The organism is Methylobacterium sp. AC832 (assembly GCF_979256025.1).
In genome coordinates this window covers 196,253-215,026 of record NZ_CEEDMV010000001.1, presented here as the reverse complement: position 1 = coordinate 215,026, position 18,774 = coordinate 196,253, and the positions used below count along the sequence as shown (strand labels likewise).

Annotated in this window: 15 protein-coding genes, 2 tRNA genes and 1 pseudogene; 10 read left to right on the top strand and 8 right to left on the bottom strand. The window is 65.3% G+C overall.

Features of this window, described 5'->3' with window-relative positions:
* Positions 1-15: 15 nt before the first annotated feature.
* Positions 16-696, bottom strand: a complete 681-nt coding sequence (locus tag AC0IXR_RS01040; protein ID WP_207410983.1) for a Crp/Fnr family transcriptional regulator — start codon at positions 694-696, stop codon at positions 16-18.
* A gap of 502 nt (positions 697-1,198) precedes the next feature.
* Positions 1,199-1,873: pseudogene (locus AC0IXR_RS01035) on the bottom strand (SDR family oxidoreductase); the annotation flags it as partial.
* Here AC0IXR_RS01035 and AC0IXR_RS01030 point away from each other — a divergent pair.
* A complete protein-coding gene (locus tag AC0IXR_RS01030) occupies positions 1,845-2,099 on the top strand; it encodes a winged helix-turn-helix transcriptional regulator (RefSeq protein WP_419953588.1) in 255 nt (84 codons plus the stop codon). The pseudogene AC0IXR_RS01035 and the gene AC0IXR_RS01030 sit on opposite strands and share 29 nt — an antisense overlap.
* A 170-nt stretch (positions 2,100-2,269) precedes the next feature.
* On the opposite strand, the gene AC0IXR_RS01025 is transcribed toward AC0IXR_RS01030, so the two are convergent.
* Positions 2,270-3,445 carry a GAF domain-containing protein gene (locus AC0IXR_RS01025; protein WP_471759436.1) on the bottom strand — a complete coding sequence of 392 codons (1,176 nt, stop codon included), beginning with the start codon at positions 3,443-3,445 and terminating at the stop codon, positions 2,270-2,272.
* Between the two features lie 278 nt (positions 3,446-3,723).
* Here AC0IXR_RS01025 and AC0IXR_RS01020 point away from each other — a divergent pair, with 278 nt between their 5' ends.
* Positions 3,724-5,346: a GMC family oxidoreductase gene (locus tag AC0IXR_RS01020; protein ID WP_471759435.1), complete on the top strand. Its 1,623-nt coding sequence runs from the start codon at positions 3,724-3,726 to the stop codon at positions 5,344-5,346.
* A 441-nt stretch (positions 5,347-5,787) separates the two neighbouring features.
* Positions 5,788-6,597: a methyltransferase domain-containing protein gene (locus AC0IXR_RS01015; RefSeq protein ID WP_471759434.1), complete on the top strand. Its 810-nt coding sequence runs from the start codon at positions 5,788-5,790 to the stop codon at positions 6,595-6,597.
* Between the two features lie 468 nt (positions 6,598-7,065).
* Here AC0IXR_RS01015 and AC0IXR_RS01010 read toward each other — a convergent pair.
* Positions 7,066-7,140, bottom strand: a tRNA-Gly gene (locus tag AC0IXR_RS01010).
* 240 nt (positions 7,141-7,380) lie between these two features.
* Here AC0IXR_RS01010 and AC0IXR_RS01005 point away from each other — a divergent pair.
* From AC0IXR_RS01005 to AC0IXR_RS00995, 3 genes are all read left to right on the top strand, one after another.
* On the top strand, positions 7,381-8,067 hold the full coding sequence (locus AC0IXR_RS01005; protein WP_311275929.1) for a Maf-like protein: 687 nt from the start codon (positions 7,381-7,383) through the stop codon (positions 8,065-8,067).
* Positions 8,064-8,258 carry a DNA gyrase inhibitor YacG gene (locus AC0IXR_RS01000; RefSeq protein ID WP_311275930.1) on the top strand — a complete coding sequence of 65 codons (195 nt, stop codon included), beginning with the start codon at positions 8,064-8,066 and terminating at the stop codon, positions 8,256-8,258. Before AC0IXR_RS01005 ends, AC0IXR_RS01000 begins: the two co-directional genes overlap by 4 nt.
* A gap of 100 nt (positions 8,259-8,358) precedes the next feature.
* Positions 8,359-8,434: transfer RNA gene (locus AC0IXR_RS00995), tRNA-Phe, on the top strand.
* A 269-nt stretch (positions 8,435-8,703) separates the two neighbouring features.
* Here AC0IXR_RS00995 and AC0IXR_RS00990 read toward each other — a convergent pair.
* The 3 genes from AC0IXR_RS00990 to sfnG all read right to left on the bottom strand — a co-directional run bounded on the left by AC0IXR_RS00990 (position 8,704) and on the right by sfnG (position 12,182).
* Positions 8,704-9,096, bottom strand: a complete 393-nt coding sequence (locus AC0IXR_RS00990; RefSeq protein WP_056428124.1) for a hypothetical protein — start codon at positions 9,094-9,096, stop codon at positions 8,704-8,706.
* 423 nt (positions 9,097-9,519) lie between these two features.
* A complete protein-coding gene (locus tag AC0IXR_RS00985; protein WP_471759433.1) occupies positions 9,520-10,770 on the bottom strand; it encodes an SfnB family sulfur acquisition oxidoreductase in 1,251 nt (416 codons plus the stop codon).
* 302 nt (positions 10,771-11,072) lie between these two features.
* The gene (gene sfnG, locus AC0IXR_RS00980; RefSeq protein ID WP_056428126.1) at positions 11,073-12,182 is read right to left on the bottom strand and encodes a dimethylsulfone monooxygenase SfnG; all 1,110 of its coding nucleotides are present in this window, start codon (positions 12,180-12,182) and stop codon (positions 11,073-11,075) included.
* A gap of 522 nt (positions 12,183-12,704) precedes the next feature.
* On the opposite strand from sfnG, the gene AC0IXR_RS00975 reads away from it, so the two are divergent.
* From AC0IXR_RS00975 to AC0IXR_RS00960, 4 genes are all read left to right on the top strand, one after another.
* Positions 12,705-13,862 (top strand): complex I NDUFA9 subunit family protein, encoded by a 1,158-nt coding sequence (locus tag AC0IXR_RS00975; RefSeq protein WP_056428129.1) that lies wholly within the window; start codon positions 12,705-12,707, stop codon positions 13,860-13,862.
* 698 nt (positions 13,863-14,560) lie between these two features.
* Complete coding sequence (ppk2, locus tag AC0IXR_RS00970) at positions 14,561-15,487, top strand: polyphosphate kinase 2 (protein WP_056428132.1); 927 nt, start codon at positions 14,561-14,563, stop codon at positions 15,485-15,487.
* Between the two features lie 122 nt (positions 15,488-15,609).
* The gene (locus AC0IXR_RS00965; RefSeq protein ID WP_471759432.1) at positions 15,610-16,404 is read left to right on the top strand and encodes an enoyl-CoA hydratase/isomerase family protein; all 795 of its coding nucleotides are present in this window, start codon (positions 15,610-15,612) and stop codon (positions 16,402-16,404) included.
* A 169-nt stretch (positions 16,405-16,573) separates the two neighbouring features.
* Positions 16,574-18,082 (top strand): carbohydrate porin, encoded by a 1,509-nt coding sequence (locus AC0IXR_RS00960; protein ID WP_471759431.1) that lies wholly within the window; start codon positions 16,574-16,576, stop codon positions 18,080-18,082.
* A gap of 91 nt (positions 18,083-18,173) precedes the next feature.
* Here the strand turns inward: AC0IXR_RS00960 and AC0IXR_RS00955 are convergent, their stop codons facing one another.
* Positions 18,174-18,623, bottom strand: coding sequence for a MarR family winged helix-turn-helix transcriptional regulator (locus AC0IXR_RS00955; protein ID WP_471759430.1), 450 nt, complete (start codon positions 18,621-18,623; stop codon positions 18,174-18,176).
* Positions 18,624-18,774: the final 151 nt, after the last annotated feature.

The following is an 18,774-nucleotide window of genomic DNA, read 5'->3' as shown; positions in this document are numbered from 1 at the left end:
ATCCCTTCTGCCGCCTCAGATCCGGGACGGCCCACCGAGGGCCGCCAGACGCTGTGCGAACTTCACATTCACGCGTGAACGCCCAAGATCGATGATGCCGGACCGACGCCAATCCTGAAGAACGCGGTTCACGCTTTCCCGCGCCGCGCCAACATAAGCCGCAAGCTCTTGCTGCGTCACCTGAATCTCGGCACCGTAATCCTCGGACAACATGATCAGTCGGCGTGCCAATCGAGCGTCGAGAGGAAGCAGCGTGGCTTCCTCCATCCGCTCGCTCATCCAGCGCAGTCTTTGGCACAGGAATTCGATGATCCGGACCGCCAGGGTTGCGTCATGCGTGAGAAGGCCGAGGAAGTCCCGCCGCTCGATGACGAAGAGATCCGTCGCCTCGAGTGCGACAGCCTCTGCGGTGCGGGCATGGCCGTCCAGAAGGGCAATCTCGCCGAAGACATCACCGGCCCCGAGGAGATTCAGCGTCACGGACCGCCCCTCCTCGCTGCAAGCGGCGATGCGGATCTGCCCGCGACGGATCGCGTAGAGAGCATCGCCCGGATCGCCCTTCTGGAAAAGTACCTCGTTTCGCGCGACGCTCACCGTCCTGCACAGGCCGGCGATGCTTTGGATGGCTTCCTGGCCCAGTTCGGCGAAGAAAGGATTGGCCGCCAGGATGCGGGTGAGCCTGTGTGGCGTGCTCACGGCCGCGTCCCCTGAAGTCGCGAGGCCGGGCGCACGTTCGGGACCAGACTTCGCAGACAAGCGATACGTCGACGGTCGAACCTCGGACCGGATCTGCGAGGACGGCGCTCCACGCGCAGCGTCGCCCCCAGGGTCTTCTTCGCACCGGAACGGGTACTCCCGCCGAAGGCACTGCTCTGTTTCACCGTCATCGTCCGATCCGTCCTGCAGCCTCGTGTCGGCGCGGCGCCTCGCCCTATGGCTCTTCATGGACCGGATCGTCCGTGATGAAGGTCACAGAGCGGCGCAGCCAAGTCGTCGCGCGAGGTTAGGCTCGCATGACGGCCCAATGCACAACGGCGTCTCAGTATCTCTCACAGAACTGCCTTTGCGCCGTCGTGCTCCGAGCGAGGGCCGACCGTGGCCGGGAGTTTCGTGAGCACTCTTGGAGCTGGGAGATCTGGCAAGACCGGTCCTTCGGCAAGACTTGCGCGTCTTCTTCGGCCGGGGCGTCGCGCCTTCCTCACACGGTCGGTATCGTGCCCCCATCGATGACGTATTCGGTCCCGCTGATCGAGGACGCATGGGGTGATACGAGGAACAGGATCAGACTCGCGACTTCCTGGGGCTTTGCGGGGCGTCCGAGTGGAATGCCGCCAATGCTGTTCATGATGATCTGCTTGCCCCCTTCAAAATCCGTCCCCGCTTCGGCCGCGAGGCGTTCCGCCAGCTGGATCGATGCTTCGGTCTCGACCCATCCCGGAAATACGCGAACGACCCTGACGCCCTTGGGCGTGACCTCCCTGGACAAGGCCTTGCTGTAGGTGGAGAGCGCGCCTTTCGCAGCGGCGTAGGCGGTGGTGGATTCCGGCAGGGGGAGCTGGCGCTGGATCGACGTGACATGCACGACGATTCCGTGCCCACGCTCGACCATGGCAGGGACAAGGGCTCGGTCGAGGCGGACCGCCGCCATCAGGTTCTGTTGTATCTCCCTGTCCCAGGTCTCGTCGTCGAGCGCCGAAAAGCCGCCGCCCGGGGCGCTCGAGCCGCCGAGTACGTTGACGATGATGTCGACACCCCCGAACGCCGCAATCGCTGCCCGGGCCAAGTCGGAGCAGCCAGCGGATGACAGCAGGTCCGCCGCGACGAATTCCACACCGTCCGGTAGGTTGGCTGGTCTTGCGCGAGCGCTCGTCATTCAGCGTCTCCGGTTCTCCGATCTCGAGCGCGCGATCCCGGCGATTTCACAAAAGATGCTGGTTCAGCGGTTACGAGGGTTGGAAGCAGACGGAATCGTGACACGCCTCGTCCACCATCAGGTTCCGCCGAAAGTCGAGTATAGCTTCACGGAGTGGGGGCAATCGTTGTGCCCGATGCTGGACGCGCTTCTGAAATGGGCCGCTGCGCCAGACACGCAGGAATAAGATCGCGCCGCGGAATCGTCATGCTCAGCAACGGCGGAATTGCTTCGATCACCCGGCCGGATTGAGCCGCAGACGGCCTAACGGGTCGCTCGACGAAGACGCGGGACGCTGCACCAAAGGGGAGATTTGAAGAAAGGCGGGCAACCTAACCTATGCCCCGCCTTGCGCCCTCAAGCCCGAGATCGAGCGTGAGGTTTCACCGCATGCTGCGCAGCAGGAGCGCGGCCTCGGGCCGAGTCATGCCGTCCCTCCCTTCGAAGCGCTTCTCGCAATTGCCGCTCGGTCGCCCGCAGGCGGACCTCGGAGGAGGCCAGAGCGGCAAGCGCCGACAGAGCCTGCGCCTCACGCTCATCGAGCACGCGCTGCTTGTAGTCGATCACGCACAGCGCGCCGACGGGGAAACCTTCGTTGTCGAGGACGGGAACGCCCGCGTAGAAGCGGAACCCAGGATCGCCCGCAACGGCCGGATTATTGTTGAACCGAGGGTCCTTTGCGAGATCCTCCACTGAGAAGACCCCTTTTTGCAGAATCGTATAGTTGCAGAACGCCCAACTCCGCGGCGTCTCCGGAAGGTCGAGCCCAAGGCGTGACTTGAACCATTGCTGCGTCGGCGTGAGCAGGGTCAGCAGCGAGATCGGTGCTTTCAGTGTCTGGCTGGCAAGCCATGTCAGGCGATCGAAGGTCTCCTCGGGCGCCGTGCCCAGGAGCCCGGATCGTTCCAACGCCACAAGCCTCTGGCCCTCGTTGAGGGCGACTGGGAAGGGCAAGGCCCCGGGCGGCAGTGCCGTCTGCCCCGTATCAGCCAACGACCGGCGGACGGCCGCTACCGCCTGTTCGGGGGTATCGATGGCGATCACCCGATCGAGCCCATCTGTCTTCCTCGCCTGCACGGAGGCACCCACGGCCAGAATGTGGCTGTGACCTAAGGAGGGGTTGGCCACGAGACTGTGCAGGAGGCCGGACCGCTCGACATCCCCATCAGCAAGATCGACCACGATGGCATGGGGACGGGCCGAGCCGAGCGCGAACAGCGCGGCATGAAGATCTTCGAAGATCTCAGCCTCGCATTCGGGGACGGCGGCGAACACTTCCTCGTAGGATCGAATCCGATCTCCCGATGTGATGACGATCACAGTGGCGGAGGCCGAGGGCGTGCCACATCCACCACCCTCGATGAGCGCTTCGATATCCGTCCGATACACACGGCGATGCCCACCCGGCGTCTTCCAAGACGGAACCGAGCCCCCCTCGATGAGCAGCTGAGCTGTGCGGACTGAAACGCCGAGCAGCTTGGCCGTCTGGGCCGTGGTGAGGATGTCCTTCTCCATCGCCTTCACTGTGTCCACCTGCCGATCCCGCCGACGCGAACGGCGCCGTCGGCAGCAAAAAACGAGCCCTAGCAGGGAAGCCGTCCCCGCGCAAAATTGGCATATTTGCTAAATCTGATAGATTTGATATAGCGACGCTTCCCTGTAGCGGTTCAGCTAAGAGCCTCAGACGGGTGCACCGTCTCCCGAAGCCGGACCCCAGCAACTTCAGCATTTCGCAGCGGAAGCCACCAAAGACCGGGGGAGACTGTCTTTGTCCCTAGTGACCACAGTTTTACGGAAGAAGGAGGCATGAAATGGTGAGCCACCCCTTTGATGAAGACCGGGATTTGTCTCGTCGTGCGCGGGAGAACCAAGGGCGCCTGATCGCCGAGTTGAAGCCGCACTACGATTTCATCGTGTGCGGCGCTGGCGCGTCGGGCTCCGTCGTCGCACGGCGGCTCGCGGAGAACTCCGAAGCGCAGGTGCTGTTGATCGAAGCCGGCGGCAGCGATGACGCGGAGGCTGTGCTCGACCCCGCTCAATGGCCCGCCAATGTGGGCAGCGAGCGGGATTGGGGTTTCCAGGCGCAACCGAACCCGCATCTGAACGGTCGTGCCCTGTCGATGTCGATGGGCAAAGGTCTCGGGGGTGGCTCCAGCATCAACGTCATGGTGTGGGCGCGCGGGCATCGCAGCGACTGGGATTTTTTCGCCGAAGAGGCAGGCGATCCTGGCTGGGGTTACGACAACGTCCTCGAGATCTACCGTCGGATCGAGAATTGGCAGGGGACGCCCGATCCCACCTATCGCGGCCAATCGGGTCCGGTCTGGGTCCAGCCCGCCTCTGATCCCAGTCCCATTGCATACGCGATGCTCGATGCCGCCCGCGAGATCGGTATCCCGACCTTCGAGCACCCGAACGGCCTGATGATGGAGGGGCCGGGCGGCGCCTCTATCTCGGACATGCTGGTCCGCGACGGCCGGCGCCAGTCGCTTTACCGGGCCTATATCCGCCCCTGGCTCGACCGCCCCAACCTGACGGTCTTGACCGACACGACCGTTCGGCGAGTGCTGATCGAGAATCGGCGCGCCGTTGGTGTCGAGGTGGTTCGCGCCGGGCAGGTCCTCACGATCCACGCCCGGTCCGAGGTCGTGCTGTCACTGGGCGCGATCCAGACGCCCAAGGTCCTGATGCATTCGGGCATCGGAGATCAGGCGGAACTGACCCGTATGGGAATACCGGTGCTGCAGCATCTGCCGGGCGTCGGGCAAAACCTTCAAGACCACGTGTCCTTCGGATGCATCTGGAATTACGAGGAGCCGATCGCCCCGCGTAACAACGGCAGCGAGGCCACCCTGTACTGGAAGAGTCGTCCGGAACTCGATGCGCCGGACGTGTTGTTCTGCCAAGTCGAATTTCCCGTCCCCAGCGAGCGGACCTCGGCGCGCGGTGTGCCGGCACATGGCTGGACGATGTTCGCCGGTCTCGCGCATCCGGCGAGCCGCGGCCGGCTGCGTCTGACGAGCGCCGACCCCTCGGTGCCGATGGCGATCGAGGCCAACATGATGTCCGAGCCCGCGGATATGGCAACGGCCCTCAGATGCGTCGATCTCTGCCGCCAATTGGGAAATGCTCACGCGTTCCGGCCCTTTGTCCGCAACGAGGCCATGCCCGGCGACCTCAAGGGTGACGCGCGCGAAGAGTTCGTCCGTGATGCCGCGGTGACCTACTGGCACCAGAGCTGCACGGCCAAGATGGGCCGTGACGCGATGTCGGTCGTCGATGCGTCGCTGAAGGTTTACGGGATCGAATCCCTGCGTATCGCAGATGCCTCGGTCATGCCGCGTGTGACCACGGGGAATACTCAAGCGCCCTGCGCCATCATTGGGGAGCGGGCTGCACAGATGATCCACCAGGCTCACGGCCTATCATCGTAGCGCAGCCATGCGCCGCGCCGACGGACGGCGTTCGCGGTGAGGATATCGGCAGGATGGCGGTTCCTGGATGCTCGGTCATCGACACGATTGCCCCAGGTCTTGGCGCCATCCTGCGTGATGCCGTGAGCCGAGAACGGATGATTTCATGCATCGTCGAGCAGATGCATAGCATCATATCGGCATCATCAGAATTTTTGTCAGTGCTCCAGGCTCAAGCGCGCTTGTCGTCTACGAAATTTCGAATGATCGCCGGCCGGTCATCTCCGCGCGCATGAATCGATCTTGATCCAGGCACATCGGATCGGTCGCAATCATGCGAGATCCTTCTCATTCACAGGTCACGACCAGATGTCGTGATCGTCGCACTGGTGGTCTCCGATGAACGTCCATGCTGTCGAACGCAAGTTGCGGCAAATGGGAGATGAGGCAAGGGGGCTCGCCGTGATCGGTGCGGTCTTACGCGTGCGGCAAGGAGCGGCACAGGTTCATCCGGAGGTAGAGCGTCGTCTGCTCGATGCGGTCGCCGCCTTGCTGCCGGGAGGCCTGGATGAGCTCGATCAGGAGCGGATGTCCGCTCTATTGGCATCCGCCACCCACGCGCTGGAGGAAGCACGGGATCTGTTCGAGCATCCGGACAGGCCTCCGCTCTGGCAGGTGAGCGATCCCGCGATGCTGCAGGCGCAAGGCCAAGCCTCGCGCGGCGTCGTAGGGCGCTTGGCAGCCTTGGCGGCGGAGCGTCCAGCGCTCGCGGCCGCGCTTGGCGGGCATTTCCTGGACGTCGGCACCGGTGTCGCCGGCATCGCCCTGGAGGCGGCTGCGCAATGGCCTTCGCTGCATGTCGTTGGTTTGGACATCTGGAAGCCCGCCCTCGATTTGGCCCGCGAGAACGTGGCGGCGAGCCCTTTTGGCAGCCGCATCGAACTTCGCCTGCAGGATGTGACCCGTTTCGATGAAGTAGCGGGCTACTCGCTGACATGGCTCCCGGCGCCCTTCCTTTCGCAGGACGCGGCCCGGACAGCGCTCGATCGACTGACGGCTGCTCTCCGACCGAAGGGATATCTGGTCGTGGGGCTCTATGGCCCGCCGGCGGAGCCCATCGGAGCCGCACTGGCGGCCCTGCGGCTGGCCCGGAGTGGCGGGCATCTGTGGGATTGTCACGACATGGAGGTTGAACTGCGCTCCCGCGGGTTCACTGCTGTCGAGACCTGTCGCGGACAGCCGGTGTCGCTCGTCATGGGACAGGGCGCATAAAGCGCTCATCCCTCAGCCTGACCCGGTACGCCCGTGCCGCCATCGCCGACTGGTCCGGCATCGGCGACGCGTGCGGCGACCCCGCCCCGGGCACCCCGGAGAACATCGACGCCCTGATGGCCCGTCGGGAAGCTTACGAACGGAATTACCAACTCGTGTTCACCCCGGCCGTCGACGCGAACACCGACCAGGCCGTCGACGCCGCGGCCTGAGATCCACCGCATATCGTCCTGAGCGGGCGCCGATCTCGACCACATCGGGTCGGCTGCGGCGCACGCACGGACATCGACGACGCAGCGCTACTCGCGCGGCGCGGACGGAAAATCACGGGTGGTAGCGAATCTTCGGGTCGCGCATCGGGCCGTGAAGAACGGGGCCTGAACAGGCCTTGGGGAACGCGATGGCGAACATGGGGAACGCGAGATCAGCGGAAGGGGGCCAGAAAATCTGACGCTTCAACGAGTTAGTTGGAGCGGGCGATCGGGATCGAACCGACGACATTCAGCTTGGGAAGCTGACGTTCTACCACTGAACTACGCCCGCATGCCGGTTGCGGGAGGGCCTCGACAGCTTCCCCTCGCCCAGCGGAGCGGACCATATCAGAGCGGCCCGCTTTGTCCACGGCCTAGCCAGGGCGCGGCGCGACGGTTTGCGTTTCCAAGGAGCGGGCTTTCCGATAGCGTACCGGCCGGTCCGGCATGTCGATCCGGCACGCCGAGCGGGCCTCTCGCGACCGGGTCGGCCCGCCCTCTCCCCCAGCCTGCGGATTGTCAAAAAGCACCAATGGATATCTCTTCCGCGCAGGGCGGCACGCACGCCACGATGAATGACGCCTCCGGCGAGACGCCGCGCCGGGGCCCTCGCCTCGTTCTCGCCTCCGCCTCCCCGCGCCGGCTGGCGCTGCTGCAGCAAGCGGGCATCGAGCCCGACGCCCTGCTTCCCGCCGATGTCGACGAGACCCCCCACAAATCGGAAGCGCCGCGCGAGCTCGCACGACGCCTCGCCAGGGCCAAACTCGACGTGGCGGGGGACGCCGCCCGCCGCCGCGACGACATGCGCGACAGCTACATCGTCGCGGCCGATACGGTGGTGGCCGTGGGACGGCGCGTCCTGCCGAAGGCGGAACTGGCCGACGAGGCCACCGATTGCCTGCGCCTGCTCTCCGGGCGCCAGCATCGTGTCTACACGGCGGTCTGCGTGCTCTCGCCCAAGGGAAGCCGCCGCGAGCGTGTGGTGGAGACGCGGGTGCGGTTCAAGCGTCTCTCCGGCCGCGACATCGAGCGCTACATCGCCTCGGACGAGTGGCGGGGTAAGGCGGGCGGCTACGCCATCCAGGGTCTCGCCGGTACCTTCGTGGTCAAGCTCGTCGGCTCGCACAGCGCCGTCGTCGGCCTGCCACTCTACGAGACGATCAGCCTTCTCGAAGGCGAGGGCTTTCCCGTGCGGCAAGGCTGGGGGGCGATGGCATGAGCCGGGCCGTTCCCATCAAGCCGAAGCCGGAGCCGTGCCCGATCTGCCGCAAGCCCGCACAGCCGGAATTCCAGCCCTTCTGCTCGGCCCGCTGCGCCGATATCGACCTCGGCCGCTGGCTCACCGACCGCTACGCGATCCCCACCGAGGAGGACGAAACCGAGGACGAGGACCCGCCGCGTTCGTCCTGAGCCGATTCCATCGCACGAAGCGCGCAAAGGAGGCTGGACAGGGCCCCGCCACCTCACTATACCCCCGCTCCAGTCGACGGCGCCAAGCGCTTCGGCGGGGGCCCAGGTAGCTCAGTTGGTAGAGCATGCGACTGAAAATCGCAGTGTCGGCGGTTCGACTCCGTCCCTGGGCACCATCTATTTTTTTAAGCCCGTAGTTTCGCTGGATTATCCCGATCGGCTTCCGCACCAGGGTAGCAGGTGAGGGATAAATGAGCGCCGAGCGGGCTAGCCGGACTTTTTCGGCGGTGCGTGTGTAGACCGCGCTTTCCCGGCTTCCGGGCGTCCACCCATAGAGAGCATTGCGCTGGGCCACCGTAGCTCCAGCTTTGGCAGCACGGCGCGCCGGAGTTCCGTAGACCGCGCGTTGACCCCGCTCGCCGGCATCACGAAAGATCTTGTTGAATCAGTTCCCGTACGATTCTTTCGTGAAGGCCCGGCCCTGCTCGCTGATGATGCAGGTGAGATCTCCGGTCGGCGTCGCTGCGATCGACTCGGCCAGCATCCGGAGGATTGGCCGCGGGACGACGTCTCCCGTCTTCGATGGCTCCCTGCTCCGGACGTGTTGGCGACCGATCTTCACCGCATCGCTGCGCCTGAAGCCCGTATGGAGCGACAGGTCGAAGGCGAGGCGCTGGCGGGTGCCGACCGGCCACTTCGCTTCGAACCGGGCTAGTTCGTCGTCTGTCCAGCCAAAGAAGCCCACCTCATCATTCGCGCCCGTCAGCAGCTTGGCGTTGAGGGTCGGGGCGACCGGGACAAGGCCCCGAACCGTGGCCCAACCGAAGAGGCCACGCATGGCCTTCAGGAATGTGTTGGCGGCGTGCGGCTTGTCGCGGCGCTTATCCCGGCCAGCGAGAATCCCCCCATCGATCTATGGTTGTCAGAGGCTTCGAACCGGTGGTTTCCTGCATCGCGCGGTACACCGTATGCCGCCGCCTGCGAGTGGAGGCGCTGAGGTCTGACCATTCGGCGCTCTCGAGGCATTTCTCGATGAGCCATGAGAGTACCCCTGTGGCTGGCCCTTTGTACCTCGGCGGGCGCTCCCTCGGGCGCGAGGCCGTAGGGTGGCTGCTGCCATTCGCTTCCTGCGCAAAACAGAGCTCGGCCATTTCGGGGAGAACGTCCGCTTCCTTCGTTCGTCGTTGGAAAGCGGACGGGTCACCATTTCACGACGAAATGGTGGGTTCAGGCACGAGCGCCCTTCGTCCGACTCCTTCCGTCAGCTCCAGGCGTGGAACGGCGGGTTCACGCCGTTGAGGGCGTGGTTGCCGATGATCGCGTATTTCCAGCGCACCGGGTCGTGGAGGGTGTGGGTGCGGGCGTTGCGCCAGTGCCGGTCGAGGTTGCTCTCGGCCAGGGTCGAGCGGGTGCCGGCGAGCTCGAATAGCTTGCTGCTCGCCTGCACGGCGATCTCGGTGGTGAGCACCTTCGATTCGGCGACGGCGAGCTGGGCCGCAGCCACCGTCTCCGCGCTCGGGTTGGCCACTGCTTCGTCGAGGGCGAGGCCGGCTTTGTCGAGGATGGCTTCGGCCGCATGGAGCCGGATCGTCAGCTCGCCGATCGCCTGGATCGTGTAGGGATCGTCGGAGGCGCGGTCCTGGCCGCTATCGACCCAGGGGCGGGTCTTGGTGCGGACAAAGGCGATGGTGTCGTCGATGGCCTCGCGGGCGATGCCGGCATCCACCGCCGCCTGGATGATCTGGAAGATCGCCCCGTCGGAGCGCGGCTGCTCGTAGCCCTTCCAGGCCGGGACGAGATGGGTCTTGGGCACACGGACGTCGTCGATGAGGACGGTGCCGCTCGCCGTGGTCCGCTGGCCGAAGGCCGACCAGTCGTCGATGACGGTGAGGCCGGGGGCGCCCCTGTCGGCGATGGCGTACCAGGCGCGCCCCTCGCCATCGAGGGCGACGATGGGGACGAGATGGGCGAGCAATGCCCCCGTCGAATAGAACTTCTTGCCGCGCACGATGACGTGTTCGCCGTCGTCGACGAAATGGGTCTTGAAGTCGGTGGCGCGCGGGGTGCCGATCTCCGAAAAGGCATTGCCGAAGCGGGTGCCCTTCAGGACCTCGCCGAACAGCAGCGCCTGCTGCTCCGGGTCGGATACCGTACGGATCGCCGCCACGATGCCGAGGTGGTTCTGCGAGATCTGGCCGATCGAGGGGTCGGCGGCCGAGATGATGGCGACGACCTGCGCCAGGGTCTTATAGGACACCTCCGGCCCGCCGAAGGCCTTGGGCACGTTGATCGACCACAGCCCGCTCTGCGAGAACGCGTCGAGCTCGGCATAGGGCCGCCGGTTGGTCTGGTCGCGTTCGGACGCGCCCTCGCGGAACTCCTTGGCGAGGGCATGGGCGACGCGGATCGCCTCGGCATCGTCGCGGATGACATGGGCGGGGGATGCCGGACGGGGAACCGGCGGCGCGCCCCGGGCGGTTTCGAGCGACTGGGCGCTGACAGCGATGTTCATGGATGGCTCCAGGGTACCGGGCAGGCGATGGGCTGGTTTGAACGGGCGTTTGAAGACCTCAGCCGGATCCCCCTCTCCCCGCCAGCGGGGAGAGGGCCGAGCCCCCCTCGTCGGGGGCGAGGCAAGCGGAGGCGAGGCCGAAGCGAGGGTGAGGGGGCGATTCCGAAAGAGGCTCCTCCGGACGAGCCCCCTCACCGGCGGATGCCGCCTCGCCGCGCCGACGACGAGGTCGTCGCGGCCCTCTCCCCGCCTGCGGGGAGAGGGGATGCGCGGCTGTCGTCAGCTGGCGCTGGAAAGGCCGCTCAGGCGGCCTCAGCCCGACGCTCGCGCGCGGCTTCGAGCGCCCTCACCTTCGGGATGATGTGCGCGCCGAAATAGGCGACCTCCTCCTGGAAGTGCAGGAAGGCGAGGAGCGCGAGGTCGACGCCGGCATCCTTCAAGGCCACGATACGCTCGGCAATCTGGTCGGGCGTGCCGATCAAGTTGGTCTTGAAGCCGTCATTGTACTGGACGAGATCCTCGAAGCTCGATTTCGCCCAGTTGCCCTCCCCTTCCGGAGAGGCCTTGCCGGCGTTCTTCACCTCGTGGCCGAAGGCCTTCACCGCATCGGGATCGGCGTTGTCGATGATCTCCTGGAGGACGGCGCGGGCCTCTTCCTCGGTGTCGCGGGCGATGACGAAGGCGTTGACGCCGACCTTCACCGAATGGCCGTTGGCCGAGGCCTTGGCTTGGATGTCGTCCACCTGCGCCCGGATCCCCTCCGGCGTGTTGCCGTTGGTGAAGTACCAATCGGAGACGCGGGCCGCCATGTCGCGCGCCGCGCGGGAGGAGCCACCCTGGAAGATCTCGGGCTGCGGGTCGGCCGGCTTCGGCTTCAGGGTGTAGTTGGTGTAGCGGTAGAAATCGCCGCGGAAGGTGAAGTCGTCCTGCGTCCAGATCCCGCGCAAGGAGCGGATGAACTCCTCCGAGCGGCGATAACGCTCGTCATGGTCGAGCCAGGGCTCGCCGATGGCGCGGAACTCGCCAGAGAACCAGCCCGACACGACGTTGATGGCGATGCGCCCGTTCGTGAGCTGGCTGATCGTCGCGATCTGCTTGGCGGCGATGGTCGGGTTCCAGGGGCCGGGCAGGAGCGCGGCGATGACCTTGAGCTTCGTGGTCACGGCCAGCAGGGCGTGGCTGAACGCCACCGATTCATGCTGGTACTCGGCGCCGTAACCGGCGGTGAAGCGAATCTGCGTCAGGGCGTAGTCGAACCCCGCCTCCTCGGCGATCTGTGCGAGGCGGCGATTGTAATCCGCCTCCCAGCTCGTGCGTTGTTCGATCTTGCTGATGACAAGGCCACCGGACACGTTCGGCACCCAATAGGCAAAACGGATCGGCTCCGGAGGGCGATGGCTCGGGCGGGTCATAGTTCTATCCGCGAATGTGAGAAACCAGGCATTCATCTAAAGCGAAAGCCTCAGTTGAATACATTATTGCAGCAAGCACATCATCATTCACTGCTTGTGCTTCATCTTTGATAGATGAAATCTCTTACAAACCGGGGCTATAGTCAAAGGAATGGAAATACATTTTCTTGCCGCAGACAAGGACAATCTTTCGATACGCAGCCGTTCAGCGAGAACATTCTATTTCCTCCCCGTCGGCCCCGCCTCGGTGAGACGGTCACCCGGGGTGCATCGGACGCGTCGCGGAGCCGACCTTCGCCACAGGGTGCCGACCGCCGGCCCCTCCGTGAACGACGGGGTATCGGGGGTTTTCCCTCGCCGAATGTTTCATCGCCGCCTGGGCCTCCCGCGCTGCGGTCAACGGCCCTAGCTATCGATGCGCGAGCGATGGTAATCCCGCGTTCAGTGGTGACGGACAGAGACTCGGCCCCGGCCCGGACAGGGCGTGGCAGGGCATCTCGGATGACAGGTGGGAACCAGGCGATGACCGGCTTCGACGCTTCGACCTCTCCTTTCGCCGGACCGTCATTGCCGCGTCCGTCATCGCAGCTGGTCACCGTCTTCGGCGGTTCGGGCTTCCTCGGACGCCATGTGGTGCGGGCGCTGGCCAAGCGCGGCTACCGTATCCGGGTCGCGGTCCGGCGGCCGGACCTCGCCCTGTTCCTGCAGCCTCTCGGCAAGGTCGGGCAGATCGTCGCCGTGCAGGCGAACCTGCGCTACCCGGATTCCATCGCCAGGGCGGTGGAGGGAGCCGACGCGGTGGTGAACCTCGTCGGCATCCTCCAGGAGACCGGCAGGCAGGGATTCCTCACGCTTCAGGCCGAAGGGGCGGGCGAGATCGCCCGTGCCGCCGCCGCAATCGGCGCGCCCCTGGTCCACGTCTCGGCCATCGGGGCGGACCCGCATTCCGACTCTCTCTACGCGCGCTCGAAGGCGCTGGGCGAGGCGAAGGTGCTGGCGGCCCAGCCCCGGGCTGTGGTCCTGCGTCCCTCCCTGGTCTTCGGCCCCGGAGACAGCTTCTTCAACCGTTTCGCGTCGCTCGCCCGCGTGCTCCCGGTCCTGCCCCTCGCCGGAGCCGAGACGCGCTTCCAGCCGGTCTTCGTCGGCGATGTGGCCGAGGCCGTGGCCCGCGCGGTGGACGGGCAGGCCGAGGCCGGCCGCGTCTACGAGCTCGGCGGCCCGGAGGTCGAGACCCTCGACGGCCTCGTCCGCTACATGCTGAAGACCACCCGCCGCCGCCGCCTCGTCGTCGACCTGCCCAAGCCCATCGCCATGCTGCAGGCCCGCGTGATCGAGACCGTGGACACGCTGAGCCTCGGCCTGCTGCCGGACAGCCTCAAGCTCACCCGCGACCAGGTCACGCTGCTCCAGACCGACAACGTGGTCTCGGAAGCCGCCAAGGCGGAAGGCCGCACGCTGGACGGGCTCGGCATCCTGCCCACCGCGATGGCCGCCATCGTGCCCGGCTACCTCTGGACCTTCCGCAAGGCGGGCCAGTTCTCGAAGGAGGCCTTCACCGCCTCAGAGGAGGAGGCCGCAGAGCCGTCCTCCCCGCCGGTCGCCCGGCCGAGCGGTCCCCCGATCGGCCCCGATGCGGCGGCCCCGAGCCGGATGGGCGTACGCTGGGGCACGCGGGGATAGTACGCCGTCTGGAGTGGCGGCGCAGAACGGATGAAATCCGAAACCGGACGAATGTTTGAAACAGACAGGTTGTGTGTAGCCGCGAAGTTTCGTCTTAGCCCGGAGAAAAGCGTCACCTGCATTGGCGTGCAGGGCTGCGCGGCTACGACGGCACCCAGAAGCTGGCCGGGCACAAACGCGTGGCATTGATCGATGCCGAAGGGCATGTCCTGGCTTCGGCGAACGTGCAGGATCGCGTTGCGCTGGCTGCCCTTGATGACGGCAAAAAGAGATGGTCCAGCCTGCACTCAGCCAAATTCGACGGTGCCTCACGGTCGAGCGCCGCCAGGATTGGTGCCTGATCCAGGGCACGCGCCACCCCGCCATCGAGAAGCCGCCGGGTCAGAGCGGCCCTCATTCTGAGCTTGTCGAAGGATGCCGTGCTGGAACAGCGCCGCGACGTTGCATGAATTTTCGGTGTGTTTAGCTATTGAGGCGGCCCGCACCGTTAACGTGCCGAACGCCCTGGATGTCGCAACCAGACGGCTCGCTTGCGTCGCCGTCCTCCCGGCCAAAAATGCCCTCGACAATCCCGCATGAGAAGGCAGGCCAATACAGGCTTTAGGGAGCTCGTTGCCGTCGCCGAGGAGGTCTCCTTACTGTCATGCAGTTGTGATCCAAGGGCCTGGATCATTCCCATTCATCAGGAAGGCAATGTTATGGACGGCACGCGCGCCGGGACTCGTCCTTTCGATATCGAGGCTATTCGTCGAGAGATGGCCGACGACTTCGATGAAGAATTGGAGATGGAACTAGAAGACGAGCGCCTTGAGCGACTGGTTAGCGAAATCGATGCAAGCCCGCGTCCGCCCAGCATGGACCGGCGAGTCTATTTCCGTGAGCTGTTTCGGCTCCAACACGAGCTGGTTCGTCTGCAGGATTGGGTCCAGGCCCAGAAGCTCCGCGTGGTCGTGATCTTCGAAGGGCGGGATTCGGCTGGTAAGGGCGGGGCCATCAAGCGCATCACCCAGCGTCTCAATCCGCGCGTCTGTCGCGTTGCCGCGCTTCCGGCTCCCAGCGAGCGCGAGCGCACGCAATGGTATTTCCAGCGCTACGTCGCGCATCTGCCGGCGGGCGGCGAGATCGTGCTGTTCGACCGCTCCTGGTACAATCGCGCCGGCGTCGAGCGCGTGATGGGGTTCTGCACCCCGGACCAGTACGAAGAGTTCTTCCAGTCCGCGCCGGAATTCGAGCGCATGCTGGTGCGGTCCGGCATCATCGTGCTGAAATACTGGTTCTCGATCACCGATCAGGAGCAGGAACTGCGCTTCAACATGCGCATCCACGATCCCCTGAAGCAGTGGAAGCTCTCACCGATGGACGTCGAATCCCGTCGCCGTTGGGAGGATTATACCAAGGCGAAGGAAGTGATGCTCGCCCGCACGCACATTCCCGAGGCGCCGTGGTGGGTGGTCGAGGCCGTGGACAAGAAGAAGGCCCGCCTCAACTGCATCAGCCATCTCCTCACCCAGATCCCCTATGGCGACGTGGAGCACCCGCCGGTGCATCTGCCCGAGCGCATGCGCCACGAGGATTACGCCCGCCAGCCGGTTCCGCAGGATATGTTCGTCCCGGCGCTGTTCTGATCGGAGCCGAGGGCATCGAAGGCCGCCTGTCCGGTCTCCCTGCGGTTGCCCAAAGCGGCACGGATGGGCAAGACCTGTGTCGAAGAGGCCGATGAACGGCCGGTCCGGCATGGGAACCCCGCATGAGCGCCACCGACGAGATCCTGTTCGAAACCGACGATGCCGGCATCGCCCGCATCGTCCTCAACCGCCCACAGGCACGAAACGCCCTGACCTTCGCGATGTATCAGGGCCTCATCGACCTGTGCGGACGGATCGAGGCGGACGAACGGATCAAGGTTCTCGTCATTACCGGCGCCGGTGAGAAAGCCTTCGCCGCCGGCACCGATATCGCCCAGTTCCGGGACTTCTCCAGCCCGGACGACGCCCTTGGATACGAGCGCTTCATGGACAAGGTCCTCGGCACGCTCGAGCGTCTGCGCGTGCCGGTCATCGCCGCTGTCGCCGGCGCTTGTACCGGCGGCGGTGCCGCCATCGCGGCTTCCTGCGACCTGCGCATCGCCACACGCGATGCCCGGTTCGGCTTTCCCATTGCGCGGACGCTCGGCAATTGCCTGTCCATGTCGAACCTTCAGCGCCTGTCCGGCCTCATCGGTCCCGCACGGGTGAAGGACATGATCTTCACCGCTCGGTTGTTCGGCGCGGAGGAGGCGCTTTCGGCCGGTCTCGTCGGCGAAGTCGTGGAAGATGCCGCCGCTCTCGCCGCCAGGGCGACGGAACTCGCGACGCAGCTTGCCGGCCATGCACCGCTGACCCTACGCGCCACGAAGGAAGGTCTGCGCCGCCTCGCCGCCGAGGAGGAGGCATCGGAACGGCCCGACGACGATCTCATCCTCATGTGCTACACGAGCGCCGATTTCCGCGAGGGCATGGAGGCGTTCCTGGCCAAGCGCCCGCCGAACTGGACCGGCAAGTAAGGCGCTCCTCACAGAGCACTGCTCTGAAGCGGATGTGGGAAGCGCGACACACCGAGATAGGGAATTCCTGCGGCCACATCGCTCCCTCGTATCGGTTACAGCTCTGTCACGCTCTGCATGATAGAGCGCGAGCGGGGGTCGGTCGCCCTGGGACACGCTTTTCCGAGGAATGATGCTCCGCTCGTTTCCTCTTGCGGCCGTCGCAGCCCTGATGTCCGGCCTTGCCGTGTCCGGCGCCCACGCCCAGACCGCTGCCGAGATTGCGGCCCGGCAGGCGCGTCTGGCGCTGGAAGGGCTCGATATCGGCTCACCGCGCGGCGCCGGCGGCGATCCGCAGACGTCGGTGGCGCAGTCGGTGACCTCGGCCAAGCCTTCGGCCAACCTCAACACCTCGATACAGGACCAGCTCGGCCCGTATGGCGACCCCTATGGCCTGCGTTCCTTTCTGAAGACCAAAGGCATCGAGTACAGCCTCACCTATATCGGCGAGAGCTTCGGCAACGCGACGGGCGGTGTACGGCGCGGTGCGATCGTCGAAGGGCGCCTGGATATCCAGTTCGATGCCGACCTCGAGAAGCTGGCAGGTTGGCAAGGGGCGACCTTCCACACCAATCTCTACCTCATCCACGGCACCGGCCTGTCGCGCTACTACGTCAACAATTTCATCACCGTGAGCGCCATCGAGGCACTGCCCTCTTCGCGGCTCTACGAAATCTGGCTGGAACAGAAGCTGTTCGACGGACAGTTCGGATTGAAGGTCGGTCAGATCGCGGCCGATACCGAATTCGCCGTGACTCAGACCGGCACGCTGTTCATCAATTCCACCTTCGGCTGGCCCAACATCATGGCGGAGGTGCTGCCGAGCGGCGGTCCGATCTACCCGCTGGCGGTGCCGGCGATCCGGGCGAAATACGTCCCGAACCAGAATTTCTCGCTGCAGGTCGGCGTCTTCGACGGCGATCCGGCAGGGCCTTACCCCAGCGATCTCGATCCTCAGCGCCGCAACCGCACCGGCACGAATTTCCGCACCAGCGACCCCGCCCTCGTCATCGCGGAGGCCGCCTATGCGTACAACATCGCGCAAGGTGATGAGGGCGATCCCGGCACGGTGACGCTGGGGGGCTGGCATCATTATGGCCGGTTCGACAGCCAGCGTTTCGACGAGGCCGGGCGCTCGCTGGCCGATCCGTCCACCACCGGCATCGCCCGGCGCTTTCGCGGCGATAGCGGCCTCTACGGCATCATCGACCAGACCATCTACCGCGAGCCCGATGACCCGAATGACGGTGCCAGTGTGTTCCTGCGCCTGTCCGGTTCGCCCTCCGACCGCAACATCGTGGATTTCTACGCCGATATGGGCATTGCCTATAAGGGCCTCTTCAAGGGACGGTCCGACGACACGATCGGCGTCGCCTTCGCCCTGGCCCGCATCTCGGACAGTGCCCGTGGGTTCGACACCGATGTGATCCGCTTCGGCGGCGCGAGTGGACCCCGTCGGAGCAGCGAGGCCGTGATCGAGGCGACCTATCAGGCCGTCCTTGGACCCGGCGTCACGGTTCAGCCGGACATCCAGTACATCTTTCGCCCGGGCGGCGGCGTGCCCAATCCGCGCGATCCCGATGGCGCCCGGATCAAGAATGCCGCGGTGTTCGGCGTGCGGGCGACGGTGCGTTACTGAGGAGCACCGGTTTCTCGCACCTCGCGAATGTTTCGAGCAAAGTGGGAAGATCTCCGGGCGCGATAAGCCCCGAGTGCCCTGCCGGGCCTGATCACATCGTGAGCGCGGCCACGGCGGCACGGTAAATGGTCTGATCGATCGCGCCGAGATGCTCGGCGCAAGCGGCTTGCGCCTTCTCCCAGAGCGGGTACGCCTGTGCCAAGACTGTGCGACCTTCGTCGGTAAGCAGGATGCGTCTGACGCGCCTGTCGTCCGCATCGGCCTCGATTCTTAGCAGCCCGCGTCGTTCCAGGGGCTTCACGTTGGCGGTGATGGTCGTGCGATCCATCGCTAGGGCCTGTGCCAGCGCGCCGATGGTCGGAGCCTCGTCTCGGACGAGCATCATCAGCAGCGTAAACTGCCAGTTCGAGAGGCCGGTCGGGCGGAGCGCCGCGTCATAGCGCCGGCCAATGGCGCGTGCCGCCTTCTGAGCCGCGAAGCTGAAGCAGGCTTGTTCGACCCCGGCCGCGATCTTTGGAGTGAGGACCGGATGTCCGGCCATGCGAGATTTCCCTGGAGTGTTGATACCAACGAGATAATGGTCCTGCGGGTTTTGTACAGCCCCTGCCAAACGAGACCTCCTCGGAATATAATTGATATCAACCTATGTGCGGACGCGCACCGCAGGCCGCGGCGCTACGTTTATATCAACG